Genomic DNA, 25,679 nt, shown 5'->3' with positions numbered 1-25,679 from the left:
GCATTTAGCACAGGGTGTTCTTGGCCGGTCGCGTGGAACTCAGTACCATTGGCTGAATAAGCTTAAGCAGTATGCCTTTTTCAGGCCAAGGAACTCAGACGCCGGAATGATGGACAATTCACAGCATACGTCCAAAAGAAACGTTCCGGTTCTGGCCGGTCAAAGCATTCTGTCCCAGGTGGCGTGGACCCTTGGCAGCCCATCCGTGGTCTTGCCATTTCTCGCCGTGTCGCTTGAGCTTCCGATGTTCATAGCTGGCGCGCTGGTGTCGGTGCGGATGGTTGGCAGCATGATCTCGGATGTTTTCCTGGCGCATCCCATCGCGGCGCGGGACCGCAAGAAACGCGCAATCGCGACGACTGAGGTCGCAATCGGTGCCTGCCTGATTTTGGCTTTGTTGGTAGCCGCAACAGGTGTCGTTCCGGTCATAGGTGTGGCTTTTGTCGCGGCATTTTTCATGATCGGTTTGATCGAAGAAATTCAGTCGCTGATGTATACCGATCTGCTGGGCGATCAGGTGCGCTCCAAATCGCGGATGATCATGCATTATCTGCAGCTGGGGGTGGGTGGATTGGGCGCAATCGGATTGGCGTTGCTGGTTCACGAGATCACCAAAGAAAACCCACCGTTTTCGCGCCATTCCGCAGTCATCGCCGTTTCGGTAACATTCTTTGTCCTATCCGGCCTGTCGATTCTAATGATGTCCGAAACCGCCGGTCCCACCCAGGAACAGGGCGCGCAACGAGTCAAAAAGCGAAAGTTCCTGGATAACTTCACCGATATCGCCGCAATGTTCGATCAGCACTGGTTCCGCCGTTACATGATCATGCGCATGCCGCTTGTTGTCGTATCCCTGTCCGTACCGTTCTTTGCGCTGATCGCAGCCGAAGCGCACCACGATTCGGCCAGAGGGCTGACGGCGATGATCGTGTCGTCGGCGTCGGGGTATCTTGTATCTGCCCCACTGTGGCAATTGGTGAACATGAAATCGCATCGCGCCGTGATGGTCACCGGGAACCTGATGGTGGCACTGACGGGCGGTGCGCTTTTGTCCGTGCACTTTCTGGGCATGGACCATGACGTTCACTTACACGCCATTGCCTTGTTTGTTGTCACTGTTGCGGTGACAGGGATCAGCAGTGCCCGCAAGCTGTACTTCCTGGACGTTGCCCCAAAAGATCAGAGGGTCAAAGGTGCCGCAGCGATCAAGAGCATTTGCCGGATCTCCGGTGTATTGCTCTCGGCCGCGTTGGCAGGCGTTGCGCATTTGCACGAGGTCGCCTGGGCAATCGCCTTCATCGTCGCCACAAGCGTTTTCGCGGCGGTCGCCTGTTACCGTGTTGTTATTCCCAGCGAGAAAAAAGCGGTTCAGTCCTAGTCTGCCGTGTCAGCAGGAAGCAGGGCACCATTGGCGGCGCGTTTGACTGCGTCAGTCATCGGGGCCAACGCCGTGGATAGCACACGACCCACCTGCCAGGTCAGCCCTACGTCAAGATGCGCGCCCGGTACCAAAGGGCATAACCGGCCGTCTTCCAGCGCTGAGAGCGCAAGGTTTTCCGGATTCATTCCCCAACCAATCCCCGCAATGGCCGCTTCTACAAATCCCTGAGAGGACGGCAGGAAATGCGAAGGGGGTGATAGCCGTTGACCTGTCTGCCGGGTAATCCAGGCTTTTTGCAGCCCATCCTTGCGGTTGAATGTCAAACAGGTGGCGCGGGACAACGTGTCGACGTTTACACCGTCCGCGAACCATTTGCGCATGAAATCGGGGCTGGCCGTGGGGATGTACCGCAGGGCGCCAAGGGCGACGGCGTCGCTGCCTGGGACTGTATCACCTCCGACCGTTATGGCGGCGCTGACCTCTCCGCGCCTCAGCCATTCCGCCGAATGATCCTGATCGTCAACGACCAGATCGAACAGCAGGCCGTCGACCTGAGACATGACATTGATGAACCACGTCGCCAGGACGTCGGCTGGCACGGCGACGCGCACGCGCGCGGGGCCGTTGGTTTGATCAAGCGTCAGTTCGCGGGCCAGATGCGTCTCAAGTAGCCCGATGTCCTCAGCGTGTTGAGCGATGCGCAAACCCATCGGAGTGCCCGTGCAGGGCGTTCCCCGATTGATCAGGGTTGCGCCGACAAGGTCTTCCAGCGCTTTGATCCGCTGTGAAACCGCGGAAGGCGTAACCGCAAGTTCTGAGGCGGCCGCGTCAAAACTGCCATGACGCAGGATGGCAGACAACGCAGTCAGGTGGTTTGGATCCAGCAGCATTAGACAGACTTAATTCAGGTCAGTTTCTTTAATTTGATAGATGCTTGGTAAGCAAGTAGTCAACGCCTCAGACTATCGGAGGTTTCATGTCCACATCCTTGATCGCAGGCTTTGTGCTTGGCTTCAGCCTGATCCTCGCCATTGGCGCGCAAAACGCCTTTGTTCTGCGTCAGGGATTGCGGCGCGAGCATGTGTTCCCACTGTGCCTGACTTGCGCGGTGTCTGATGCCATACTCATAGCCGCCGGCGTTGCGGGTTTCGGAACATTGGCGCACGCGTTGCCCTGGTTCGAGACTGTCATGCGATATGGCGGGGCGATCTTCCTGATATGGTACGGTTTGCGCAGCCTGAGTTCGGCCTGGCGCGGCGGAGCGGTGATGGAGATCGGCGAAGGTAAGCGGGTCAGCCTGAAATCTGTTCTGCTGACCGTTCTTGCGTTCACATGGCTGAACCCGCATGTCTATCTGGATACAGTTGTGCTGATTGGTTCAATCTCGGCGCAGTATGAGGATCGGCTGGCCTTTGCGCTTGGGGCAATGACGTCCAGCTTTGTGTTCTTCTTTTCGCTGGGATATGGGGCAGGGATGCTGTCCCCGATTTTTGCAAGACCACGGGCGTGGCAGGTGCTGGATTTAATAATCGGCGTGGTCATGCTGGCAATTGCTGCAAAGCTCGTATTGATGTGACGGGTTGCCTCTACCAAGTATTCGGTGTTCAACCGTTAACATGTCAACTTTAACCGCCCAACACCGCCCCGTAGCTGGCATGCTCTGGATGTTTTCGGCAGGCTTGTCGTTTGTGGTCATGACCGCGTTGGTAAAGTCGCTGGGCTCCACGATGGACCCTACGCAGGCTGCGTTCCTACGCTTTGCCTTCGGCTTGATCTTTCTGTTGCCAGCGTTGCGCCTGGTGTTGAAAACCCACCTTACACGCAGCCACATCGTATTGCTGGGGACACGCGGTGTCGTCCACGCATTTGCAGTGATGCTGTGGTTCTTCTCGATGACCCAGATCCCGCTGGCCGAGGTTACGGCGATGAACTACATGACGCCGGTCTATGTCACGTTGGGGGCCGCATTGTTTCTGGGCGAAAAGCTGGCCATCCGTCGGATCGCCGCGATTGGCGTGGCACTGGTTGGCGTTCTGATCATCCTAAGGCCGGGTTTTCGTGAGATTTCACTGGGTCATATCACCATGCTGGGCACGGCCCTGACCCTGGGCGGATCTTATCTGATCGCCAAAGTGCTTGTGCGTGATCTGCCGCCGTCGGTCGTTGTGGCGCATATGTCGATCTGGGTGACCATAGCCTTGATCCCCTTTGCTATTGCAGTTTGGACCACGCCCAGCTTGCGCGACCTCGGCGTGCTGTTTCTGGTGGCCAGTTTTGCCACGGCGGGCCACTATTTCATGACGATCGCACTCAAGGCGGCCCCGGTCGCGGTCACACAGCCGGTTACGTTCCTGCAGCTGATCTGGGCCACCCTGTTGGGCGCGCTGGTCTTCAACGAAAGCATCGACATTTGGGTTGTCGCGGGTGGTACGGTGATTCTGCTAGCGGTCAGTTTCATTGCCTGGCGCGAAGCGGTTTTGAACCGCAGCAGCTTGACGACCCCCAGTATCGCACCCAAACTCTGACCGTTGACGGTCGCGTGAAACGTTATTGATTGACGGGTCAATAAAAACCCCTTAGCGTTTTCTCACTATACTTAGTGAGGGGATAGCGATGCCGAAACTCGGAATGGAGCCAATCCGCCGTGACGCGATCGTCAAGGCAACAATTGCCGAACTCGGGTCGAAGAAATCCCTTGATGTAACTGTCAGCCAGATTGCCAAACGGGCGGGTATGTCCAGTGCGCTGGCGCATCATTATTTCGGTGGCAAAGACCAGATCTTTCTGGCTGCCATGCGCCGCATCCTGTCGGACTTTGCCGACGAGGCTAGGCAGGAACTAAAGAATGCTGTCCCGCAGGAACGCGCGCAGGCCATTATCCGGGCCTGTTTTGCACCATCGTGTTTCACACCGGATGTCATCGCTGCGTGGATGACGTTTTACGTGTTGGCCCAAACGAATGATGACGCCTTGCGCCTGTGGCAAATCTATCAGGCGCGTATCCGGTCGAACCTGACACACGCCCTGCGCCCCTTGCTGGGCGACCCGGCCGAGGCGGCCGAAAACATGATCGCCCTGATCGATGGGCTGTATATCCGCGCCGCACTAAGCGCGCCGGAAGAACCGCAGCTGGCGGTCAATCACGCGATGCGTGTCCTCAACACTCTGCTCGAGGCTGAAAAATGACAAAACCGAACATTCTGATCCTGATGGTGGATCAGCTGAACGGGACCCTCTTTCCAGACGGTCCCGCTGACTGGCTTCACGCTCCGAACCTGAAGAAGTTGGCTGAGCGGTCGACCCGGTTTGCCAATGCTTATACGGCTTCGCCGCTTTGCGCGCCGGGGCGGGCCAGCTTCATGTCCGGTCAGCTGCCTTCGCGCACGGGTGTTTATGACAACGCCGCAGAATTCCGCAGCGACATCCCGACCTATGCGCACCATCTGCGCCGTGCGGGCTACTACACCTGCCTGTCCGGCAAGATGCACTTTGTCGGCCCCGATCAGATGCACGGGTTCGAGGATCGTCTGACCACTGATATCTATCCGGCTGACTTCGGTTGGACGCCGGATTATCGCAAGCCGGGCGAGCGTATTGACTGGTGGTACCACAATATGGGTTCGGTGACGGGTGCAGGCGTGGCCGAAATCTCCAACCAGATGGAGTATGACGACGAGGTCGCTTACAACGCCAAGGCCAAGCTTTATGATCTGGCGCGCGGCAAGGATGACCGCCCGTGGTGCGTGACCGTCAGCTTTACCCACCCGCACGACCCTTACGTGGCGCGCCGCAAGTATTGGGATCTATACGAAGATTGCGAGCACCTGCAGCCCGAGGTTGCGGACATTGGCTATGACAATCAGGACCCGCACTCAAAGCGTATCTTTGATGCCAATGATTGGCGCAGCTTCGACATCACAGAAGAAGACATCCGCAAGTCGCGCCGCGCGTACTTTTCCAATATCTCGTATCTGGACGACAAGATCGGTGAAATCCTCGATGTGCTGGAAACAACCCGGCAAGAGGCAATCATCATGTTTGTTTCGGATCACGGCGACATGCTGGGTGAACGGGGCCTGTGGTTCAAAATGAACTTCTACGAAGGCTCGGCACGCGTGCCGTTGATGATTGCCGCGCCGGATATGCCGGCAGGCCGTATCGACACACCGGTATCGACAATCGACGTCACGCCAACCCTTGGCGCACTGGCGGGTGTAGATATGGCCGAGATTGCGCCGTGGACCGATGGCGAAGACCTTGTGCCGCTGGCCAATGGCACCGAACGGACTGCCCCGGTGAAGATGGAATACGCAGCCGAAGGCTCGTATGCGCCGCTGGTTTCGCTGCGCTATGGCAAGTGGAAATACAATCGCTGCGCATTGGACCCTGATCAGTTGTACGATCTTGAGGCTGACCCCCACGAGTTGGAAAATCTTGCGGAAATCCCCGAACACGCAGGTACGCTGGAAACTCTGCGCGCGAAATCTCAGGCGCGTTGGGACTTGGATCAATTCGACGCGGATGTCCGCGCCAGCCAGGCGCGCCGCTGGGTTGTTTACGAGGCGTTGCGGCAGGGTGGGTATTACCCTTGGGATTATCAGCCACTGCAGAAGGCATCCGAACGCTACATGCGCAATCACATGGATCTGAATGTCGTCGAGGAAAACGCCCGCTTCCCACGCGGCGAGTAACCTCTTCACCTTTTTGAAAATACTCCTGCCGAACGGTTCAAAACGCGGTTCGGCAGGATATGGAGACCTGAAAATGGAAGCAGATTTCGTCATCGTCGGCGCAGGATCAGCGGGTTGCGCAATGGCGTATCGCCTGAGCGAGGCCGGGGCCTCGGTTCTGGTGATCGAACATGGCGGGACAGATGCGGGTCCGTTTATTCAGATGCCAGCGGCATTGAGCTATCCGATGAACATGCCGATGTACGATTGGGGTTACAAGTCCGAGCCCGAGCCGCACCTGAATAACCGCGAACTGGCTTGCCCGCGCGGCAAGGTTATCGGTGGATCATCCTCGATCAACGGCATGGTTTACGTACGTGGCCACGCGCGTGATTTTGACACTTGGGCCGAGATGGGTGCCGATGGCTGGTCCTATGCGGATGTGCTGCCCTATTACAAACGCATGGAGACCTGGCATGACGGTGGACATGGTGGTGATCCGACATGGCGCGGCACTGATGGCCCGCTGCATGTCTCGCGCGGGCCGCGCGAGAACCCGCTGTTCCAGGCATTTGTCGATGCGGGGCAGCAGGCGGGCTATGAGGTTACCGGTGACTATAACGGTGAAAAGCAGGAAGGCTTTGGCCCGATGGAGCAAACCGTCTGGAAAGGACGGCGTTGGTCGGCGGCGAATGCCTATCTGAAACCTGCGCTCAAGCGCGACAACTGCGATATCGTGCGCGGACTGGCCTCAAAGGTGGTTATGGAAAATGGCCGCGCAATCGGGGTCGAATTGATCCGAGGTGGCAAGACTGAGGTCATCCGCGCCCGGCGCGAGGTGGTTCTTGCCGCGTCCTCCATCAACTCTCCCAAGCTGCTGATGTTGTCAGGCATCGGTCCGGCAGCGCATCTGGCCGAGCATGGGATCGACATCGTGGCGGATCGCCCGGGTGTGGGTGCGAACCTTCAGGACCATCTGGAGCTTTATATCCAGCAGGCATCCCTACAGCCGATCACGCTGTACAAACACTGGAACCTGATCAGCAAAGGTCTGATCGGGGCGCAGTGGCTGTTCACAAAAACCGGTCTGGGTACATCCAACCAATTCGAAAGCGCGGCGTTTATTCGGTCCAAGCCGGGCGTAGAATACCCTGATATTCAATATCACTTCCTGCCAATTGCCGTCCGCTATGACGGTCAAGCCGCGGCCGAAGGCCATGGGTTCCAGGCGCATGTCGGGCCGATGCGCTCGCCCTCGCGCGGGGCGGTGACGCTGCGGTCAGCCAATGTCGAAGACGCGCCAGTGATCCGCTTCAACTACATGAGCCATGAAGAGGATTGGGCAGATTTCCGCGCCTGTATTCGCCTGACGCGTGAGATTTTCGGGCAGGATGCGTTCAAACCTTATTCCGGTAAAGAAATCCAACCGGGTGCAGATGTGCAGTCTGACGAAGCGCTTAATGCCTTTATCGCCGAACATGCTGAAAGTGCTTATCACCCCTGTGGAACCTGCCGTATGGGTCGGGCGGATGATAGAAATGCTGTGGTCGATCCGCAGGGACGCGTGATTGGTGTGGATGGCTTGCGTGTTGCCGACAGCTCGATCTTTCCGCAGATCACCAATGGCAATCTGAACGCGCCGTCGATCATGGTGGGTGAGAAAATGTCTGACCATCTGTTGGGCAAGGAAGCTTTGCCTTCCGCCAATGACCGCCCTTGGATTCACCCGCAATGGGCTGTTGCCCAACGGTGAAAGACGGCATGATTTGATCCGCGTCAAAGCTTGACGGGGCCGGGACGAATAGACTTGAATCGTAACGACATATTTTCAGGAGCGAACAGGAATGTCCCACACCCCGCACGAACTGGCCGAAGAGTTTCCGGACAAGGTTGAGTTGATGAGCCAGCTTAAGCAAACGGACGCTCATTTTTCACGGCTGGCGGACGAGTATCATGAGATCAACCGCGAGGTTCATCGTGCCGAAACGAATGTCGAACCGATGGATGATATCGCTGAGACAGATCTGCGTAAAAGACGTGCGGTTCTGAAAGACGAGATCTGGGCGATCTTGTCCAAGTCCTGAGAAATGGCGGGGGCTCTGCCCCCGTCGCGACAAGCCGCCACGCCCCCGGGATTTTTTTAGGCCAGGTGAAGATCAGGTGACTTCATAGGGCAAGGTACCGCGGGTATGGGTGTCGATCGTCAGGCGTCTTTCCAATGGCGGGACCGATCGCTGATGACAATTCGGCCGCTCGCAGATGCGGCAGGATATGCCAATTGGCTCGTAAGCGCTGGCGTTGTTGAAATCCAGATTGTCGGCATAAACCAGCGCCTCGGCGTGGCGCACCTCGCAACCTAGTGCAATCGCATAACGGCGCACAGGTGCGCCGAATGAGCCGCCTGATTTCGACACGTCCCGAGCCAAAGATATGTACTGAACACCATCGGGTGTTTCTGCCAGCTGTCGCAGGAAGTGGCCGGGCGTTTCGAAAGCGCGGTGGACGTTCCATAGGGGGCAGGCGCCGCCGAACCGGGCAAATTGCAGGCGCGTGGCCGAGTGTCTTTTGGTGATCGTTCCGGCCTGATCAACGCGAACGAAAAAAAACGGAATGCCTTTTGCGCCAGGGCGTTGCAGGGTCGACAACCTGTGCGCCACCTGTTCGATCGATGCGCCAAACCGGTTACTAAGCAGTTCAAGGTCGTGACGATATTCCTGTGCTGTGGCCAGAAATTTGGCATAAGGCATCAGTGATGCGCCGGCGAAGTAATTTGCCAGCCCGATCTTGGCAATGGCACGGGCCTCATCGCTGTGAAATTTGGCAAAATCTAGCGTTGCTTCAAGAAGTTTGTCCTGACTGATCAGTGCAACCTGCAACAACAACTGAAACACCTGAGTTTGTGGTGCGGTTCTGGACGAAAGCTGCAGTGTTTTGTTTTCTGGGTCGTACTTTCGGGTTTCATCGATATCCGGGAATTGTACCCGGATGCCGCGCTCCGCGAGGCCGTCCAGGGCTGCGGCGCGTATGCCACCTGCATCCTCGGCGCGCCCGGAAAATCGTTCAGCCGCGCGGTCTACCGCGTCGATATAGTTGTCGCAATAGTGGAAGAAGTCCCGCACTTCCTCCCATGGGCTGGCCTGGATTTGCGCGTCTTCGCGCCCCAATGCTTCGTCAAGAGAGGCCAGGCGTTCATGCGTCTGACGATAGGTGCGGTGCAGTGCAATGAAGGCCCGTGCCAGAGCCGGTGCGTTTGAAGCCGTCAGGCGGAGATCGGCGAGCGGTGGAACAGCGTCGTCAAAGACCGGATCGGCCAATGCCTCGCGCATGTCCGAGACCAGGCGTTCACTGTCGCCGGTGCTCAACTCGGTGACATCCATTCCGAATTCCTGCGCCAGCGCCAGAACAACCGTGGTCGAAATTGGGCGGTTGTTGTTCTCCATCTGGTTTAGATAGGGCAGGGAAACACCCAGTTTGGCGGCGAATTCCTTTTGGGTCAGTGACAAGCGCGTACGCATTTCGCGTAGCTTTGCACCTGCATAGAGTTTCTGAGTCGCCATGTCGGGCCTTTGCAACTTTCCTAATTCGGCAAGCTAACTTTGCAAACCGTCATAGGCAAGCCATTCAAAGGCCCAGTTGCCGTTCGCGTCGAATGACGGACAATATTGCGCATACTGCCAGGACCGAAGTTGCCAGCATCAACCACAGCAGGGGCATTGCTCCAGTTTCATGGGTTAGCAAGGCTCCTGCAAGGGCGCTGAGGCCTGCACCGCCGCCCAACATGATGGCGCCACTCAGCCCGGATGCTGTGGCGGCCAGATGCGGTCGCACCGAAAGCGCGCCTGAGGTTGCGTTGGGAATCGTCATGCCGTTTCCAATGCCAACAAAGGTCATGAACCCGAAAAAGCTGAGCGCCGTTCCGAATCCGGCCAGAAACAAGATCGCGGACATTGCAACGCCTGCTGCGTTCAGCCAGCAGCCCCAAAGTACCATTCGATTGACGCCGAAGTGAACGGAATAGCGACCGCTGAAGAAGTTACCAAAAAAGTACCCAACGGCTGGGGCGCCAAAGTAGATGCCGACCTCGGCGGCGCTGAGGCCGAATAGTTCGGTGCCGATAAAGGGAGCGCCGCCCAGATAGGCAAAGAAGGCGCCAGACGACAGCGCGGATGACAGCGAGTAGCCCCAAAATCGCGGGGAACCCAATAGTTCGGGGTATTCCCGGAATTGTTGAATCAGTGTTTTGCCGCTCTTGGCTGAGGTTTCGCCAAAATCTGAGTAGGTTAATATCAGTGTCATGACGCCAAGAGCAAAGGGCAGCCAGAAGTTGGCTTTCCAGCCAAAGCTCTCCTCTAGCAGGCCGCCGATCGCGGGTCCGATCATAGGAACGATGGCCATGCCCATCGTGACGTAACCGATCATCGATGCGGCCTGGTCCTGATCATATAGATCCCGAACCGCCGCACGGCTAAGAACCATCCCGACCACGATGATGGCCTGGCACATCCGGAAGACAAGAAAGACATGAATGTTGGGTGCGTAGATGCACCCCAGCGTAGCCACCAGAAAAAGAGCCAACCCCCAAAGTAGAACGGGGCGGCGCCCCGCCTTGTCGGCAATTGGTCCAATCAGGATCTGAAGCACTGCATTGACCAGCAAATACAGTGCGATCGACAGTTGCATGACCTTGTAGTCGGCCTGAAAGTGCAGTGCCATATTGGGCAGGCTCGGCAAAAACAGATTGAGGCTGAGCGCGGACAATCCGGACAGCAAAACCAGAGTGGTAATTTTAGGAGGCGAGCGATGCGCCGACGAAGAACTAAACTGCATAGTTCACGTGTATAGTCACCACGGATAAGAATGCCATCCATCACGCGTTTTGTGAGTGAATATTAGCAAGTTTACAATATTCACCAAGATGATTGAAAAAGATTTGCAAATTTGCCGAAAGATACTTTGGTCTAGCGGCATCTGCGTATAGGGTCCGGCCAGATTTTACAGGGGATCATCGTTATGAAAGACATCCTTTCCGAACTTGAAGACCGTCGCGACAACGCGCGGCTGGGTGGTGGACAAAAGCGCATCGACGCACAGCACTCGCGCGGCAAACTGACTGCGCGCGAACGGGTCGAACTGTTGCTGGATGAAGGCAGCTTTGAAGAATTTGACATGTTTGTCAGCCATCGGTGCACCGATTTCGGGATGGAGAAGCAAAGGCCAGCGGGTGACGGTGTCGTTACTGGCTGGGGTACGATCAATGGTCGCATGGTTTATGTGTTCAGCCAGGACTTTACAGTCTTTGGCGGCTCGCTTTCGGAAACCCATGCTCAGAAAATCTGCAAGATCATGGATATGGCCGTTCAGAACGGTGCGCCGGTGATTGGCATTAACGACTCGGGCGGGGCGCGAATTCAGGAAGGCGTGGCGTCGCTGGCTGGTTATGCCGAGGTGTTCCAGCGCAACATCATGGCGTCAGGCGTGGTTCCGCAGATCAGCGTGATCATGGGGCCCTGTGCTGGTGGCGCAGTCTACAGCCCGGCGATGACCGACTTTATCTTCATGGTCAAAGACACCTCGTACATGTTTGTGACCGGCCCCGACGTGGTCAAGACGGTCACAAACGAAGTCGTTACCGCCGAGGAACTGGGTGGGGCGTCGACCCATACCAAGAAATCCTCGGTTGCTGACGGAGCGTTTGAGAACGACGTTGAAGCACTGGCCGAGGTGCGCCGTTTGGTTGATTTCCTGCCGCTCAACAACCGCGAAAAGCCGCCAGTGCGCCCGTTCTTTGACGAACCCGACCGTCTGGAAACCTCGCTGGATACATTGATCCCCGACAACCCTAATACGCCGTACGACATGAAGGAACTCATCACCAAAGTGGCGGATGAGGGTGATTTCTACGAAATTCAGGAGGATTTTGCCAAAAACATCATCACCGGGTTCATCCGGCTTGAAGGGCAGACAGTGGGCGTTGTAGCCAATCAGCCGATGATTTTGGCCGGTTGTCTGGACATCGACAGCTCGCGCAAGGCCGCGCGGTTTGTGCGGTTCTGCGATTGCTTCGAAATTCCGATCCTGACGCTGGTAGATGTGCCTGGTTTCCTGCCGGGGACGTCGCAGGAATATGGCGGAGTGATCAAGCACGGCGCCAAGCTGTTGTTTGCCTACGGTGAAGCCACGGTGCCAAAAGTTACCGTCATCACCCGTAAGGCTTATGGTGGTGCCTATGATGTTATGGCGTCCAAGCACCTGCGCGGTGACTTCAACTATGCCTGGCCTACAGCCGAAATCGCGGTGATGGGCGCAAAGGGCGCGACCGAGATCATTCACCGTGCCGATCTGGGCGATGCCGAGAAAATTGTGCAGCACACGCAGGATTATGAGGACAGGTTTGCGAACCCGTTTGTCGCGGCCGAGCGTGGCTTTATCGATGAGGTGATCATGCCTCAATCGACCCGCCGTCGCGTTTCGCGGGCCTTTGCCAGCTTGCGGAACAAGCACGTGAAAAACCCGTGGAAAAAGCACGACAACATCCCTCTTTGAGGGGATGTGCCAGGAAATCTGCCCGGCCAAAACGGTTTGGACAGCGTCTCGGACAAACGGTCAGGGCAGATTACTTGGGTGCAAAATTGACTTTGAGGCCACAACTGCTAATGAGTTGCCCAATCAGACATAGAACAGCGCGGGCCGAAAGCCAGGCGCGCGCGATCCCGGAGAGAGGAGCTCGCCTGTGGCGGGTCCGGGATCGCGCCTTAGCTGTTGTACTGTCGGTTTTTGCGATCCCCGTTCTGGCTGACTCCGAAAACCTGTTGCCGGTCCCGTCCGGACAGCCAGTGCACCTGAGCGACGTTTTGCTGGACAATAACCCCGGTGAACTTTGGGTGCGGTTTCGCTTTATCGCGCCCAAGATCGGTTCGGACATTGGCCGGATCGGGTACGATATCGCCTCGGTTGACATGGAACATCTGTGCCAGACGCTTGCGGTTACTTATGTGGCTAAATACGAACTGGACGCTGCCCGGGTGGTCATTTCCCTGTCTGACCGGCCCATCGAATTCGGCCGTACATCTCCTGATGCCACGCAGTTCTTTGAAGCCTACCGGCTGGAACAGTCCCGGTGTATCTGGGAGGGGCTTTGACTATGAATCGCGTTATTCATCCCGTCAGGGCATTTCTGAACAGCTACGCGGCTTTGGAGGCGCGCACCATGACTTCATCCTGTGACGGATGTGAATATCTGATCCCCATGACCCCTTGTGCAACTGAGGTGGAACCATGCTGAAACATCGCGGATTTCCCGGGCGCCTGCCGGGGACAGACTTTCAGTTCATTATTCGTCGGGCCAATCCCAAAGGCGTGACGCCCCTGACCCGCCGCGAGCGGTTTCGAGATCGTAAACCCGCGGACAAGCGCGCGGATGCGGCTTTTATGGAAGCCCTGTGGGCGCATTTTGGCGACCAACCGTTTGAGAGGGGCAATTTGGATGCTGGCCGTCTTTGCTGGCTGTTCGAACGCGAAGTCATTCCGGCCGAAGATCCGTTTGATCCGGCTAGTTACGACGCGCTTTTGGTCATTGATCCGAATGTGGGCCGGATTTCCTTCCCCGAAATTTTCGACGGGGTGCGCTGATCGTGCAATCCTCTGTCGCACATAGCACGTTGGGGCATTCCCGACCCAAAACCCTGCCCGTGTCGGGGCAGGGTCGGTATGTGTGGTCAGAAGTTCAGTTGCGCCGCCAATTGAATTCGGTTGCTGTCAAAGGTGCGTCCAGTCGGTGCATCGTTCCGCTCACCATAGAAGTATTCGGCGCTAAGCGTCAGATTGTCGGTCGCTTTGTAAAAGGCGTTCACGTGGATCGTTTCAACCTCGGTAAAGGACAGGGTCCCGGTCGAGGTCGGCAGGTCGTAATTCTCTTGCCCATAAGCGATGCCGACGTTCCACTTGGGGCTCAGTTCCTGGCGGAATTCTACGGTAAATCCATCCACGTCGTTGGCCTGTCCGTTGACGATGGCGTCACCGGCAGCGATCAGGTAGGGGCCCAAAGCCTCGCCGTCGACATAGTTGACCTGAAACAGACCGCCTTGCCAGGGCCGGATGCCAGCCGAGAGGGTATAGCCGGTCTGATCCACTTCGACCGCGCCGGATTGCGCCTTACCATACAAAGCCGAGGCGCGGGCCAGGTAGGTACCGTTGTTGTATTCGATAGAGCCGGTCAGGACAGGGTCATTCGAATCCGAGCCGCCAACGTTTTCCTCGATCGCCACCGCAAAGGTTGTGTCAGAGCCCAGCGTGTTCGTATAGCGCACTTGAGGGACGCGAGCGAAAGGAATGCCAACGGGGCCGTTGAATTCAACGGTCGTGGGATAGGTGTCCAACGGCTGGAAGTTGGTCCAGAATTGACCGATCAACCAGTTATCACCAATACGGATATTGGCGTGGCGCAGGCGCAGTTCAGCAGGCCCATCCGTCCCGCCGGAAAACAGGTCCAGTTCCAGCTGGCCCGCAATATCGCCGATGGCAGACGGCGTATTGGTCCGAAGCCCGATGCGCGATTGGCGCACGGTAGCCCCAAAGGTGCCGCTGGTGGCGTTTGCTGGCTCGCCAATTCGGGTCGCATCGGCAAGATCGCCCAGTTCAAAGTCGGTGTCGTAGAAGAAATCAGACTTAACGTACCCGTAAACATCAAGTGTGGTGTTTCCGATTCGAAGATCGCCAGTGCCAGCGCCGGGATTTGCGGCCTCGAGGGCTTCGACGCGGGCACGCAGGGCATCAAGTTCCGTTTGCGTCTGGGCGTCTTGGGCGAAAGCAGCCGCGGCGGACATGCCAAGCGCGGACACGGCAAGCAGCAACGCCGTTTTTCTCTTTGCAATCATGGGGATATTTCCTTGTGTGCGAGTGTGCACGGGTACCGTTCCACGCAAGAGAACTTGAGGGAAATCACGAGAACGGGATGGAAAGCGCCTGGTTTTTCAAGGAAACGTGCAAAACTTTCGGACCGTTTTCACCCTAAGGTGAACAGATCGGTTAACCATTTGCGTTTGAAAAGACAAATTCTGGCGCCCTTTTTCGCAACCCGTGATGTTGCAGGCGCAGAAACAGACCAATTGCTGAGGAAAAGTAACAGCAACGTGACGGCATTGGCCTCGCGTTTCACCCCCAAAACTGCATCTGATCTCGGCGCGAATCTGCGCGTGCGTTCGCCCAATGGGCGATTTCCAGCCGGAATCCTGACCGGAAACAATACTTTGTTTACGCATTTGATTGTGCCAAGCAACCTGACTAAGCCGTGCGGCTCTACTTTGCCTGCGTCGCACAAGCACCTACTATTCCGTACCCCTTCCTTCCGCGGGCAGGCTTGTGATGTTCACAAAGTCCTGCCCGCGTTTTTCTTTGCGCAATATCCAAGCGTAAAGCGGCACAAATCTGCGCAAAACTCTGTTCAGGACGGCCTGTTATTGAATAACAAGCTCGAAACCGGACATCTGCCCCGGAACGCATCAAGAATTCCAAAGGGGCAGATATCATGCGAATCTCGAAACTCGTTCTTGCAATGGCGACCTGCGCAGGCCTTGCCGCCTGTGGTGACACGACGGGCGAACAGGCGCTGCTTGGCGGCGGCGCAGGCGCCGTCGGGGCGGCTGTTGTCAGCGCCGACCCGCTGTTCGGCGCGGTTGTCGGCGCGGCGGGCAACGTCCTGTACTGCAAGACACAAAACAACTGTAGGTAATACCGGGTTTTTCGGGGCGCGCGTCGCCCCGACCGTTATCGCGCATCACGCCGCCGTGGGGAACGTTCCCTGCGGCGGCGTTTTGCGTTCTCAGAACATCAAGACAAAGGACGTTCCATGTTTAACAAGATCCTGATCGCCAACCGGGGCGAGATCGCCTGCCGGGTCATCAAGACAGCCCGCAAGATGGGTATCGGCACCGTTGCCATCTATTCGGATGCAGACAAGAACGCCTTGCATGTGTCGATGGCGGATGAATCGGTGCATATCGGCCCGCCGCCTGCGAACCAGTCCTATATCGTGATCGACAAGGTCATGGATGCCATTCGCCAGAGTGGGGCCCAGGCGGTGCATCCTGGTTATGGCTTCCTGTCGGAAAACTCGAAATTCGCCGAGGCGCTTGAGGCCGAAGGCGTTGCATTTGTTGGTCCACCGGTTCGGGCAATCGAAAGCATGGGCGACAAGATCACCTCGAAGAAGATCGCGCAAGAAGCCGGTGTTTCCACCGTTCCCGGTTACATGGGGCTGATCGAAGACGCAGAAGAGGCCGTCAAGATTTCCAACGAGGTCGGCTATCCGGTCATGATCAAGGCCAGTGCCGGCGGCGGCGGAAAGGGCATGCGGATCGCGTGGAATGATGAAGAGGCGCGCGAGGGCTTCCAGTCGTCCAAGAACGAGGCCGCAAATTCGTTTGGTGACGACCGGATCTTTATCGAAAAATTCGTGACCCAGCCACGGCATATCGAGATTCAGGTTCTGTGCGACAGCCATGGCAACGGCATTTATCTGGGCGAGCGTGAATGCTCGATCCAGCGTCGGAACCAGAAGGTGGTCGAAGAAGCACCGTCGCCGTTCCTGGACGAAGCGACCCGTAAGGCGATGGGCGAACAGGCCGTGGCACTGGCCAAGGCCGTGGACTATGCCAGCGCCGGTACGGTTGAATTCATCGTCGATGGCGAAAAGAATTTCTACTTCCTGGAAATGAACACGCGTCTGCAGGTGGAACATCCGGTCACCGAACTGATCACCGGAGTCGATCTGGTTGAGCAGATGATCCGCGTCGCAGCAGGTGAAAAGCTGTCGATCACACAGGACGACGTGACCCTGACCGGCTGGGCCATCGAAAACCGCCTGTATGCCGAAGATCCGTATCGTGGCTTCCTGCCGTCGATTGGTCGTCTGACCCGCTATCGTCCGCCGCAAGAGATTGCCTCTGGTCCGCTGTTGGTGAACGATAAATGGCAAGGTGAAGCGCCCGAAGGTGAAGCCGCCGTGCGCAACGACACCGGCGTCTACGAAGGCGGCGAGATCAGCATGTACTATGACCCGATGATCGCCAAACTGTGCACCTGGGCTCCGACGCGGGAACAGGCGATCGAGGCGATGCGCGTGGCGCTGGACAGTTTCGAGGTCGAAGGCATTGGCCACAACTTGCCATTCCTGTCGGCTGTGATGGACCATCCGAAATTCGTCAGCGGTGACATGACCACAGCCTTTATCGCCGAGGAATATCCCGACGGGTTCGAAGGCGTTGAACTGCCCGAGGCCGACTTGCGCCGCATAGCCGCGTCCTGCGCCGCGATGCACCGCGTGGCCGAGATTCGCCGCACCCGCGTTTCTGGCCGGATGGACAATCACGAACGCAAGGTCGGCTCTGATTGGGTCGTCACTCTGCAAGGGCAGGAATATGCAGTTGAGATTGATGCGGATCGCGATGGGTCAACCGTGACGTTCTCGGACGGTACCACCATGCGGGTCACTTCGGACTGGACGCCGGGCGATCACTTGGCGGTGCTGGACGTCGATGGCAGCCCGCTGGTTCTGAAAGTCGGAAAAATCTCGGGCGGATTCCGTATTCGCAACCGGGGTGCAGACCTCAAGGTTCATGTCCGCACGACTCGTCAGGCCGAGCTGGCGCGTATGATGCCCGAAAAGCTGCCGCCGGATACTTCGAAAATGCTGCTCTGCCCGATGCCCGGCCTGATCGTAAAGATCGACGTCGAAGTGGGGCAGGAAGTGCAGGAAGGTCAGGCACTGTGCACTGTTGAGGCGATGAAGATGGAAAACATCCTGCGCGCCGAGAAGAAGGGTGTCGTGTCCAAAGTCAACGCAGGCCCCGGCGACAACCTCGCCGTGGACGACGTGATCATCGAGTTCGAGTGATCATGATCGCGTTTTCACCATATCTCCATGGTTTCCCGGCGGTTCGCGCCGGGAGCTTTGGGCGTGGCGAAAGCGCTCAGCCGCCCTCGCGTCGTTCGCGGATTTCACGTTCGCGCAGGGGCGTTTTGTCGATGGAACGGCCGATTTCACGTGTGCTCCACGGCGAAGGTTTGCGCAGTTTGACCACGCCGTCCTTGTCGACGAACACCATCTGGAAGCCGCGCGGGCGCAATTGTGACCGGATCGGAGAACGGGCGGACGGATCGGTATCGGTCAGCACGACCACATCCCGGTCGCGCATGGCTTCTTCGCCTTCCAGAAGCATGTCGATTTGCTGCCGGAAACGCGGATCGGCCGGGGTATCGGCAAAGACGACGATGGGCCGACTGACCCATAAGTATTCGCTCAGCTCGCTGTCACCAGCGGGGCGGACAAAATCTTCATCGGCAGGCGCAGACCCATCTGCCGCCATCGCGACCAGCGGGAATAGTGCCGAGAAAACAAGGGCAAGCGTTCGTGTCATAGGGCCTCCTGTTCGTTTGAATATAGCCTCTGCGCTGGTGAATGCGACCGGCGAATTGCACGCAGGCTTCAAAATATCGCGTTTACACCTGCCGCGACGCGCGGCACCGAACGTTAAAACGCGCAGGCAATGCCTGTTCGCGACCCGAATTGAGAAAAGGAATACGCAATGACCGATACGAAAGACTGGCAAGCGCTGGCCGAGAAAGAGCTGCGCGGACGCCCGTTGGACGACCTGACCAAAGAGACTTTGGAAGGTATCGACGTCAAACCTCTTTACACGCAGGAAGACACCGCTGAACTGCCGCATATGGGGTCGATGCCGGGGTTCGGGCCGTTCACGCGGGGCGTGAAGGCGACGATGTATGCGGGCCGACCGTGGACGATCCGCCAATATGCAGGCTTCTCGACCGCCGAAGAATCGAACGCGTTCTATCGCCGCAATCTGGCGGCTGGTCAGCAAGGTGTGTCGGTCGCTTTCGATCTGGCGACTCACCGCGGTTATGACAGCGACCATCCGCGCGTGGTCGGTGACGTGGGCAAGGCCGGTGTGGCAATCGACAGCGTCGAGGACATGAAAATCCTGTTCGACGGTATTCCGTTGGACAAGGTTTCGGTTTCGATGACCATGAACGGGGCGGTGGTTCCAATTCTGGCCAGTTTCATCGTTGCAGGTGAAGAGCAGGGGCATGATAAATCCGTCCTGTCCGGCACCATTCAGAATGACATTCTGAAAGAGTTCATGGTGCGCAACACCTACATCTACCCGCCCGAGCCTTCGATGAAGATCATCTCGGACATCATTGAGTTCACGTCGAACGAGATGCCGAAATTCAATTCGATCTCGATCTCGGGCTATCACATGCAAGAGGCCGGGGCGAACCTCGTGCAAGAACTGGCCTATACGCTGGCCGACGGTCGGGAATACGTCCGCGCCGCTACGCAGGCTGGCATGGACGTCGACAAGTTCGCAGGGCGTCTGTCGTTTTTCTTCGCCATCGGCATGAACTTCTTCATGGAGATCGCCAAACTGCGGGCTGCGCGTACGCTGTGGCACCGGGTGATGACCGATTTTGGCGCGAAATCTGAACGCTCCAAGATGCTGCGGACTCATTGCCAGACTTCGGGTGTGTCACTGCAAGAACAAGACCCGTATAACAACGTGATCCGCACCGCCTATGAGGCGATGAGCGCGGTTCTGGGCGGCACCCAGTCGCTGCACACCAATGCTCTGGACGAGGCGATTGCGCTGCCCACTGATTTCTCGGCCCGTATCGCGCGGAACACGCAGTTGGTTCTGCAAGAGGAAACAGGTGTCACTGACGTCGTCGATCCGTTGGCTGGTTCGTACTACATCGAAAACCTGACCAACGAGTTGATCGAAAAAGCCTGGGCCTTGATGGAAGAGGTTGAGGAAATGGGCGGCATGACCAAGGCCGTTGCCAGCGGTATGCCCAAGCTGCGGATCGAGGAAAGCGCCGCCCGCCGTCAGGCCATGATTGACCGGGGTGATGAGGTCATCGTCGGTGTCAACAAGTACCGCAAGGAACAAGAAGACCCGATCGACATTCTGGATGTCGACAACGTCGCCGTGCGCGAAGCTCAGGTCGCGCGGTTGGATCGTATCCGTGCCACCCGTGACGAGGCCGCCTGTCAGGCGGCGCTGGACGCGCTGACCAAGACCGCCAGTGAAGGTGGAAATCTGCTGGCCGCCGCCGTCGAGGCCGCCCGCGCCCGTGCATCCGTAGGAGAGATCAGCATGGCAATGGAAAAGGAATTCGGTCGCCACCGCGCCGAAGTGAAAACGCTGGCCGGTGTCTATGGCGCGGCATACGAAGGCGACGAAGGTTTTGCCGCGATCCAGAAGTCCATCGAGGAATTCGCTGAGGCTGAAGGCCGCCGCCCGCGCCTGCTGGTGGTCAAGATGGGGCAGGATGGGCATGACCGCGGTGCCAAGGTGATCGCAACCGCCTTTGCGGATATCGGGTTTGACGTGGATGTAGGTCCGCTGTTCCAAACCCCGGCAGAGGCCGCGCAGGACGCCGTGGACAACGACGTGCACGTCATCGGTATTTCGTCGCAGGCAGCGGGGCACAAAACATTGGCGCCGCAGCTGGTGGAAGAGCTGAAGAAAGCCGGTGCCGAGGACATTCTTGTTATCTGCGGCGGGGTGATCCCGCAGCAGGATTATCAATTCCTCTATGATCACGGCGTTAAAGCGATCTTTGGCCCGGGCACCAATATTCCAGAAGCCGCTCAGGACATCGTGCGCCTGATCGGTGAAGCGAAAGGCTGAGGCTTTCAAAGATTTTCGTCGAAAAATCTTGTGATCCACCGCCTTTAAGGAAAACATGCGACCAGATCCGAAAGGGTCTGGTCGTTTTTCATAGGAGGCGCTGCGTGTTACTGGATCATCTGGCGGTTGCGGGCGAAACGCTCGAAGAAGCGTCTGCCCATGTCGAACAGGCATTGGGAGTACCGCTGCAGGACGGCGGCAAGCATGAAAGATTCGGCACATATAACCGCTTGCTGGGGTTGCGAGATGGCCTGTACCTTGAGGCCATCGCGATTGACCCTCAGGCACCGAATCCGCAAAGAACCAGATGGTTCGATTTGGACCGGTTCAAGGGCGCGCCGCGCCTTACCAACTGGATTTGCCGGGTGCCTGACATTTCAGCCTCGTTGACCGTTTTCCCCGATGGCATTGGGCATCCGATTGATCTGGCCCGCGGCGCGTTGAGCTGGCAAATGGCGGTTCCGCCAAACGGGCGTCTGCCCTTCGACAATCTGTTCCCGGCGCTTATTCAGTGGCACGGAGATTTGCATCCGGCAAATATGTTGCAGGATAGCGGATGTCGCTTGCGTCGGTTGGTGGTTTTTCACCCGGACGCGCTGGAGCTTGCCAGGCTGCTAGGCGAAATGGACGCTGTGGTTTTTGACACAGGCCCGGCCGCATTGCGGGCAGAGTTCGAAACACCGCATGGGAAGCGCGTGTTGGAATGAAAATCAGACAAGCCAAAGCAGCGGATGCAAAAGAGATAGCTGCGATCACCAATGCAATCATCCGCGACACGCTGGTAACCTTCACAACCGACGAACGCAGCGTGGACAGCATTGCACGTGACATCGAAGCGCGCGGTCCGGCCTATCTTGTGGCAGACCAGGACGACCAGATTCTTGGGTTTGCAACCTATTGTCCGTTTCGATCCGGTCCGGGATACGCGCAGTGCCGCGAGCTGACCATCCAACTGGCCATTGATGCGCGCGGACAAGGTACGGGGCGTGCTTTGATGCGGGCGCTTGAGGCCGCCGCCCGGGCAGAGGGAACTCATGCACTGGTGGCGGGGATTTCTTCGGCAAATCCGGGGGCAGTTTCTTTTCACGCGGCCGTGGGCTTTGTCGAAGTCGGACGCATGCCCGAGGTTGGGTTAAAGTGGGGGAAACGTCTGGACCTTGTGCTGATGCAGAAAATTCTTGCCACAGACGGTTTGGTTGCACCTGACAGTCACGATTTGGGACGCTAGGGTGCGCTCATGTCGATCTGGATCCGTATATCCGATGCGCTAAGCGCGCTTGCCCAAGGTGAAAGCCTTACCGCAGTCTTTGAAAAGCTGCGCTCGCCACCCGAACGGTCGGTGGCATTCACCATTGCTGTGATCGCCTTGGGGGCGAAAATGGCCAAGGCGGATGGGCAGGTGACGCGAGATGAGGTCACAGCTTTCCGCGACGTATTCCAGATCGCGCGTGATGACGAGGAAGGCGCGGCGCGCGTGTTCAACATGGCCCGCACGGATGTTGCAGGATATCAGGACTATGCCCGCAAGATCGCGCGCATGTTCTCTGAGGACAGCACCACGCTGTGTGACCTGATGGAAGGGTTGTTCCACATCGCCATGGCGGACGGGTTCTATCACCCTAACGAAAACGAGTTTCTGGAAGAGGTCAGCCATATTTTCGGCCAGACCGATGCGCAGTTCATGGCCTTGCGTGCCCGTTTTGTGCCTGATGCGCCCAATGATCCTTACACGGTTCTTGGGGTGCCACGGGACATGCCGTTACCCGATATTCGCAAGGTTTGGCGGCAACTTGTGCGCGAAACACATCCCGATGCAATGTTGGCACGTGGTGTCCCGGAGGAGGCCGTACGTTTGGCAGAAAAGAAGATGATCGACATCAACCGCGCCTGGGACGAAATCAACGGCGCGCAGGCCTGAGGCATGCGCCTCGCGACTTATAACATCGAGTGGTTCGCCAATCTGTTTGATCGTCATGACGAACTGATCACCGATGACAGTTGGTCAGGTCGCCATGATGTCACCAAGGCGCAGCAGATCGAGGCTATCGCCAAGGTTCTGACGGCGATCGATGCGGATGCTGTGCTGGTTGTCGAAGCACCAAACACAGGGAAATCTCAGAACACGGTCCGCGCACTGCAAAACTTTGCCGAGGCTTTCGATCTGCGCACCAGCGAAGCCGTGATGGGATTTGCCAACGATACACATCAAGAACTGGCTTTGTTGTATGACCCGCGCGTTCTGACGGTGCGACATGATCCAAAAGACGGAGGGCAACGGGCTCCGCGTTTCGATCACGTGTTTCACATCGACCTCGATATCGACGCAACCGAGGATCAGGTGCAGTTTTCCAAACCGCCTATGGAATTGGCAGTTGAAACCAAGGCAGGCGAACGGTTCCGTCTTATTGGCGCGCATCTGAAGTCAAAGGCGCCTCATGGGGCGGAAACCCGCGATGCGGCGATCCGCATCTCGATCGCCAATCGTCGGAAACAGCTGGCTCAGGCGATCTGGCTGGGCAGGCGGATCAAGGCGCATCTGGCGGCTGATGAACAGGTGATCTTAATGGGCGATCTGAACGATGGTCCGGGGCTGGACGAATTCGAAAACTTGTTTGGTCGCTCATCGGTTGAAATCCTGCTGCAATCGGGGGTGTTTGATCCCCACGCGGATACGGCCTTCAGGTCAGAACCGGGTGAACGCCCGTCGACCGCGCGTTTTTATCGGCCCCAAGATCGCGGGTATCTTGAGGCGTTGCTGGACTATATTATGATCAGCGATGGGTTAAAGGATCGTCGCCCGGACTGGCGCATATGGCATCCGTTTCGCGATCCGGCTTGCCGTGATGCGCAGGATCTACATGAAGCGTTGCTAACCGCGTCTGACCATTTCCCTGTCACTCTGGATATCGAGCTGTGACCTTCCAACCGACTTTTAGTTGCCCTATGTTTTGGATATGAGACGTTTCATTCCAATCTGCGCGCTGACCGTCACTTTTGCCCTTCCGGCCTCTGCCGAGGAAGAGGGGAACAAATCCCTGATGGAGCAGGGGGCAGAGCTGTTCTTTGAAGGCCTGCGCCAAGAGATGGAGCCTGCTTTGGATGACCTACTGGGCCTGGCCGAACAGTTTGGCCCTGCAATGCAGTCATTTATTGCGGAAATGGGGCCCGCCTTGGCCGAGCTGGCAGATGAGATTGAGGATTGGAGCGCCTATGAAGCACCCGAGATCCTGCCTAACGGCGATATAATTATCCGCAAAAAACCACCGCAGAACCCAGATGCCCAGCCAGAGATCCCTGAAGACGCGCCTGAGGGCGAAACCGAGATTTGATATCTAGTCCCGGATGATGACGCGGGTTTCGGATTTCAAAGCGTTGCCGAGTGACTTTAGCCGCGCCTCAGCCACTTCGTTGAACAGGGGGCGTGCGGCAGTTGGCAGGAACAGGTCCAGTTGTTGCTTCTTGGGGTAAAACTTCAAAGTCGCCATCGGCGCATCGTTCTGCATCCACAGCATGGCACCAAACCGCATGGCTTTTCCGAGAATCTCGGCCTGTTTCTGGTCTTTCTCGTCTAGGAGTTCGTACAGTGCGGTGAAGCGGTTGCCCTCGCGTTTGTTGCGATACCGGTGCTGCAGGGCCAGCCCGATATAGACTCGTTCCGAGTGCTTCAAGCCGCCCAGATTGGCACGTGTGACGTAGTCGAAACAGACCTCGGCGCGATAGTCAGGATGCGCGCGCCAGCTGACGTCGTGCAACAGACAGGCCGCCTTTATCAGGCGGATTCGCGCGGGCGGGGCTGATTTGAACAGCGGCATCACGAAATCAAGCAGATGTTTTCCGAAACCGGGCAGGCGGGCGTCCTTGGCTTCGGAAAAACGGCTCGCCTCGATCAACGGATCACGGTCCCGCAGGTTTTGCGGCATCTGTTCGTAAAGCAGACCTTCGCGGATACCATAGCTGGAAATGGCGATATCCTTGGGTTTGAACGTGCGGATCAAGCGTGCCAGCACATCCATCGCATAGGGGATCAACGCCATCCGTGATCCTGACACACCGGCTTTGCTGCGCAGCTTTTCCGGGTCACCTTTTTCGATGAATTTAATGGTCTCGCGCACCTGCTTGGTGGTCATGCGATATTCATGCAGCACGTTCAGGGGATAACCCCGGCGCAGCATGTCCAGACGCGCAAAGGCCCGCCAGCTTCCGCCCACTAGGAACAACCGGTCCCGTTGCGGCCCCATCTGGTCGCGCAGATCCTCCATCGTGGCTTTGATGTGCGCCTTGCGCGCACGCCGGCCACCTTTGATGTCCCGCAGTTTCAGCGGCCCCAGCACCGAGGTCAGGCGCCGGCCGACGCCGCCGTCTCCGATCTCGGCTAATTCCATTGAGGACCCGCCGATGTCGCAGATCAGGCCATATGCGCCGGGCCATCCAAGCAGGACACCCTGCGCGGACAGGCGAGCCTCTTCATCGCCGTTAATGACCGATACGGTCAGGCCGGTTTCGGCTTTGACCTCAGCACAAAACTCGGGGCCATCCTCGGCCTCGCGCACGGCGGCGGTGGCGACGACATGTAGGCCGGGCAGGCCAAGGTCATCGGAGAGTTGGGCAAACCGACCCAAAGCAGCCAGAGCGCGCTTGCGACCCGTAGGGTTGAGCCGCCCCGTGTCCGAAAGGCCCGCGCCGAGCTCGCACATCACTTTTTCGTTGTAGAAATATGCCGGTGAGCGCGCGGCGCCGTCAAAGATCACCATCCGGACTGAGTTTGATCCGACGTCAACCACGCCCACGCGTGACAGAGCTCGGGCTTGGGGGTCATCAAAGAGGGGCTTTCCGAACGGACCCCAGTCAGGGATTTCGGTAACGACAGTCTGATCCATGTCTCTTCCAGATATTCCGCGTGCAGAATGCGAGATGACCCGG

The 25,679-nt window shown here is 57.6% G+C and carries 24 protein-coding genes; 18 read left to right on the top strand and 6 right to left on the bottom strand.

The features are described from left to right. Positions 1 to 106 precede the first annotated feature (106 nt). Positions 107 to 1,378 carry a permease gene (locus tag QMP16_RS06345; RefSeq protein ID WP_282151673.1) on the top strand — a complete coding sequence of 424 codons (1,272 nt, stop codon included), beginning with the start codon at positions 107 to 109 and terminating at the stop codon, positions 1,376 to 1,378. On the opposite strand, the gene QMP16_RS06340 is transcribed toward QMP16_RS06345, so the two are convergent. Beyond that, the gene (locus tag QMP16_RS06340) at positions 1,375 to 2,271 is read right to left on the bottom strand and encodes a LysR family transcriptional regulator ArgP (RefSeq protein WP_282151672.1); all 897 of its coding nucleotides are present in this window, start codon (positions 2,269 to 2,271) and stop codon (positions 1,375 to 1,377) included. The genes QMP16_RS06345 and QMP16_RS06340 overlap by 4 nt on opposite strands. 86 nt (positions 2,272 to 2,357) lie before the next feature. On the opposite strand from QMP16_RS06340, the gene QMP16_RS06335 reads away from it, so the two are divergent. From QMP16_RS06335 to QMP16_RS06310, 6 genes are all read left to right on the top strand, one after another. After that, complete coding sequence (locus QMP16_RS06335; protein ID WP_282151671.1) at positions 2,358 to 2,957, top strand: LysE/ArgO family amino acid transporter; 600 nt, start codon at positions 2,358 to 2,360, stop codon at positions 2,955 to 2,957. A 40-nt stretch (positions 2,958 to 2,997) separates the two neighbouring features. Next, entirely contained in the window at positions 2,998 to 3,906 is a 909-nt protein-coding gene (locus QMP16_RS06330) for a DMT family transporter (protein ID WP_282151670.1), read from the top strand. Between the two features lie 88 nt (positions 3,907 to 3,994). Further along, a complete protein-coding gene (gene betI, locus QMP16_RS06325) occupies positions 3,995 to 4,567 on the top strand; it encodes a choline-binding transcriptional repressor BetI (protein ID WP_108859390.1) in 573 nt (190 codons plus the stop codon). Next, the gene (gene betC, locus QMP16_RS06320; protein WP_282151669.1) at positions 4,564 to 6,072 is read left to right on the top strand and encodes a choline-sulfatase; all 1,509 of its coding nucleotides are present in this window, start codon (positions 4,564 to 4,566) and stop codon (positions 6,070 to 6,072) included. Before betI ends, betC begins: the two co-directional genes overlap by 4 nt. Positions 6,073 to 6,145: 73 nt before the next feature. After that, positions 6,146 to 7,804, top strand: a complete 1,659-nt coding sequence (gene betA, locus QMP16_RS06315) for a choline dehydrogenase (protein WP_282151668.1) — start codon at positions 6,146 to 6,148, stop codon at positions 7,802 to 7,804. 91 nt (positions 7,805 to 7,895) lie between these two features. After that, positions 7,896 to 8,135: a YdcH family protein gene (locus QMP16_RS06310; RefSeq protein WP_109313161.1), complete on the top strand. Its 240-nt coding sequence runs from the start codon at positions 7,896 to 7,898 to the stop codon at positions 8,133 to 8,135. A 72-nt stretch (positions 8,136 to 8,207) separates the two neighbouring features. On the opposite strand, the gene QMP16_RS06305 is transcribed toward QMP16_RS06310, so the two are convergent. Together QMP16_RS06305 and QMP16_RS06300 are read right to left on the bottom strand one after the other, a co-directional pair. Next, on the bottom strand, positions 8,208 to 9,608 hold the full coding sequence (locus QMP16_RS06305; protein WP_282151667.1) for a helix-turn-helix domain-containing protein: 1,401 nt from the start codon (positions 9,606 to 9,608) through the stop codon (positions 8,208 to 8,210). Between the two features lie 64 nt (positions 9,609 to 9,672). After that, on the bottom strand, positions 9,673 to 10,878 hold the full coding sequence (locus QMP16_RS06300) for a multidrug effflux MFS transporter (RefSeq protein WP_282151666.1): 1,206 nt from the start codon (positions 10,876 to 10,878) through the stop codon (positions 9,673 to 9,675). 183 nt (positions 10,879 to 11,061) lie between these two features. Between QMP16_RS06300 and QMP16_RS06295 the strand changes: the two genes are divergently transcribed. The 3 genes from QMP16_RS06295 (at position 11,062) to QMP16_RS06285 (ending at position 13,680) form a co-directional block, all read left to right on the top strand. Beyond that, on the top strand, positions 11,062 to 12,594 hold the full coding sequence (locus QMP16_RS06295) for an acyl-CoA carboxylase subunit beta (RefSeq protein ID WP_109313344.1): 1,533 nt from the start codon (positions 11,062 to 11,064) through the stop codon (positions 12,592 to 12,594). Positions 12,595 to 12,704: 110 nt separating this feature from the next. Next, positions 12,705 to 13,190 carry a DUF6497 family protein gene (locus QMP16_RS06290; RefSeq protein ID WP_234999129.1) on the top strand — a complete coding sequence of 162 codons (486 nt, stop codon included), beginning with the start codon at positions 12,705 to 12,707 and terminating at the stop codon, positions 13,188 to 13,190. A 136-nt stretch (positions 13,191 to 13,326) separates the two neighbouring features. Next, the gene (locus QMP16_RS06285) at positions 13,327 to 13,680 is read left to right on the top strand and encodes a hypothetical protein (protein WP_058276835.1); all 354 of its coding nucleotides are present in this window, start codon (positions 13,327 to 13,329) and stop codon (positions 13,678 to 13,680) included. Between the two features lie 86 nt (positions 13,681 to 13,766). On the opposite strand, the gene QMP16_RS06280 is transcribed toward QMP16_RS06285, so the two are convergent. Next, a complete protein-coding gene (locus QMP16_RS06280) occupies positions 13,767 to 14,924 on the bottom strand; it encodes a DcaP family trimeric outer membrane transporter (protein WP_282151665.1) in 1,158 nt (385 codons plus the stop codon). 650 nt (positions 14,925 to 15,574) lie between these two features. Here QMP16_RS06280 and QMP16_RS06275 point away from each other — a divergent pair. Both QMP16_RS06275 and QMP16_RS06270 read left to right on the top strand, forming a co-directional pair. Further along, positions 15,575 to 15,778 (top strand): hypothetical protein, encoded by a 204-nt coding sequence (locus tag QMP16_RS06275; RefSeq protein WP_058275656.1) that lies wholly within the window; start codon positions 15,575 to 15,577, stop codon positions 15,776 to 15,778. A 117-nt stretch (positions 15,779 to 15,895) separates the two neighbouring features. Next, positions 15,896 to 17,941: an acetyl/propionyl/methylcrotonyl-CoA carboxylase subunit alpha gene (locus QMP16_RS06270; protein ID WP_282151664.1), complete on the top strand. Its 2,046-nt coding sequence runs from the start codon at positions 15,896 to 15,898 to the stop codon at positions 17,939 to 17,941. A 76-nt stretch (positions 17,942 to 18,017) separates the two neighbouring features. Here the strand turns inward: QMP16_RS06270 and QMP16_RS06265 are convergent, their stop codons facing one another. Further along, entirely contained in the window at positions 18,018 to 18,464 is a 447-nt protein-coding gene (locus QMP16_RS06265; RefSeq protein WP_282151663.1) for a DUF4174 domain-containing protein, read from the bottom strand. Positions 18,465 to 18,632: 168 nt separating this feature from the next. Here QMP16_RS06265 and scpA point away from each other — a divergent pair, with 168 nt between their 5' ends. From scpA to QMP16_RS06235, 6 genes are all read left to right on the top strand, one after another. Further along, complete coding sequence (gene scpA / locus QMP16_RS06260) at positions 18,633 to 20,759, top strand: methylmalonyl-CoA mutase (protein ID WP_282151662.1); 2,127 nt, start codon at positions 18,633 to 18,635, stop codon at positions 20,757 to 20,759. Between the two features lie 104 nt (positions 20,760 to 20,863). Beyond that, positions 20,864 to 21,466, top strand: coding sequence for a VOC family protein (locus QMP16_RS06255; RefSeq protein WP_282151661.1), 603 nt, complete (start codon positions 20,864 to 20,866; stop codon positions 21,464 to 21,466). Next, positions 21,463 to 21,987, top strand: a complete 525-nt coding sequence (locus QMP16_RS06250; protein WP_282151660.1) for a GNAT family N-acetyltransferase — start codon at positions 21,463 to 21,465, stop codon at positions 21,985 to 21,987. The genes QMP16_RS06255 and QMP16_RS06250 overlap by 4 nt, the downstream gene beginning before the upstream one ends. A 9-nt stretch (positions 21,988 to 21,996) precedes the next feature. Then, a complete protein-coding gene (locus QMP16_RS06245; protein ID WP_058275662.1) occupies positions 21,997 to 22,677 on the top strand; it encodes a molecular chaperone DjiA in 681 nt (226 codons plus the stop codon). Between the two features lie 3 nt (positions 22,678 to 22,680). Beyond that, positions 22,681 to 23,676, top strand: coding sequence for an endonuclease/exonuclease/phosphatase family protein (locus tag QMP16_RS06240; protein WP_282151659.1), 996 nt, complete (start codon positions 22,681 to 22,683; stop codon positions 23,674 to 23,676). Positions 23,677 to 23,713: 37 nt separating this feature from the next. After that, the gene (locus QMP16_RS06235) at positions 23,714 to 24,088 is read left to right on the top strand and encodes a hypothetical protein (protein ID WP_282151658.1); all 375 of its coding nucleotides are present in this window, start codon (positions 23,714 to 23,716) and stop codon (positions 24,086 to 24,088) included. 3 nt (positions 24,089 to 24,091) lie between these two features. Here the strand turns inward: QMP16_RS06235 and QMP16_RS06230 are convergent, their stop codons facing one another. Then, complete coding sequence (locus QMP16_RS06230) at positions 24,092 to 25,636, bottom strand: Ppx/GppA family phosphatase (RefSeq protein ID WP_282151657.1); 1,545 nt, start codon at positions 25,634 to 25,636, stop codon at positions 24,092 to 24,094. Positions 25,637 to 25,679: the final 43 nt, after the last annotated feature.

Source organism: Ruegeria atlantica, from assembly GCF_947495585.1.
GTDB lineage: Bacteria > Pseudomonadota > Alphaproteobacteria > Rhodobacterales > Rhodobacteraceae > Ruegeria > Ruegeria atlantica_G.
This window is presented reverse-complemented; position numbering and strand designations above follow the sequence as displayed.

Coding starts and splice junctions, on each gene's coding strand:
- QMP16_RS06265 (WP_282151663.1), bottom strand. CDS start 18,464: ATGACACGAACGCTTGCCCTTGTTTTCTCGGCACTATTCCCGCTGGTC.
- QMP16_RS06280 (WP_282151665.1), bottom strand. CDS start 14,924: ATGATTGCAAAGAGAAAAACGGCGTTGCTGCTTGCCGTGTCCGCGCTT.
- QMP16_RS06330 (WP_282151670.1), top strand. CDS start 2,998: ATGTCAACTTTAACCGCCCAACACCGCCCCGTAGCTGGCATGCTCTGG.
- QMP16_RS06335 (WP_282151671.1), top strand. CDS start 2,358: ATGTCCACATCCTTGATCGCAGGCTTTGTGCTTGGCTTCAGCCTGATC.
- QMP16_RS06290 (WP_234999129.1), top strand. CDS start 12,705: ATGAGTTGCCCAATCAGACATAGAACAGCGCGGGCCGAAAGCCAGGCG.
- QMP16_RS06305 (WP_282151667.1), bottom strand. CDS start 9,608: ATGGCGACTCAGAAACTCTATGCAGGTGCAAAGCTACGCGAAATGCGT.
- QMP16_RS06340 (WP_282151672.1), bottom strand. CDS start 2,271: ATGCTGCTGGATCCAAACCACCTGACTGCGTTGTCTGCCATCCTGCGT.
- QMP16_RS06345 (WP_282151673.1), top strand. CDS start 107: ATGATGGACAATTCACAGCATACGTCCAAAAGAAACGTTCCGGTTCTG.
- betI (WP_108859390.1), top strand. CDS start 3,995: ATGCCGAAACTCGGAATGGAGCCAATCCGCCGTGACGCGATCGTCAAG.
- QMP16_RS06235 (WP_282151658.1), top strand. CDS start 23,714: ATGAGACGTTTCATTCCAATCTGCGCGCTGACCGTCACTTTTGCCCTT.
- QMP16_RS06230 (WP_282151657.1), bottom strand. CDS start 25,636: ATGGATCAGACTGTCGTTACCGAAATCCCTGACTGGGGTCCGTTCGGA.
- QMP16_RS06285 (WP_058276835.1), top strand. CDS start 13,327: ATGCTGAAACATCGCGGATTTCCCGGGCGCCTGCCGGGGACAGACTTT.
- QMP16_RS06295 (WP_109313344.1), top strand. CDS start 11,062: ATGAAAGACATCCTTTCCGAACTTGAAGACCGTCGCGACAACGCGCGG.
- QMP16_RS06300 (WP_282151666.1), bottom strand. CDS start 10,878: ATGCAGTTTAGTTCTTCGTCGGCGCATCGCTCGCCTCCTAAAATTACC.
- QMP16_RS06310 (WP_109313161.1), top strand. CDS start 7,896: ATGTCCCACACCCCGCACGAACTGGCCGAAGAGTTTCCGGACAAGGTT.
- betC (WP_282151669.1), top strand. CDS start 4,564: ATGACAAAACCGAACATTCTGATCCTGATGGTGGATCAGCTGAACGGG.
- QMP16_RS06275 (WP_058275656.1), top strand. CDS start 15,575: ATGCGAATCTCGAAACTCGTTCTTGCAATGGCGACCTGCGCAGGCCTT.
- QMP16_RS06245 (WP_058275662.1), top strand. CDS start 21,997: ATGTCGATCTGGATCCGTATATCCGATGCGCTAAGCGCGCTTGCCCAA.
- QMP16_RS06240 (WP_282151659.1), top strand. CDS start 22,681: ATGCGCCTCGCGACTTATAACATCGAGTGGTTCGCCAATCTGTTTGAT.
- betA (WP_282151668.1), top strand. CDS start 6,146: ATGGAAGCAGATTTCGTCATCGTCGGCGCAGGATCAGCGGGTTGCGCA.
- scpA (WP_282151662.1), top strand. CDS start 18,633: ATGACCGATACGAAAGACTGGCAAGCGCTGGCCGAGAAAGAGCTGCGC.
- QMP16_RS06270 (WP_282151664.1), top strand. CDS start 15,896: ATGTTTAACAAGATCCTGATCGCCAACCGGGGCGAGATCGCCTGCCGG.
- QMP16_RS06250 (WP_282151660.1), top strand. CDS start 21,463: ATGAAAATCAGACAAGCCAAAGCAGCGGATGCAAAAGAGATAGCTGCG.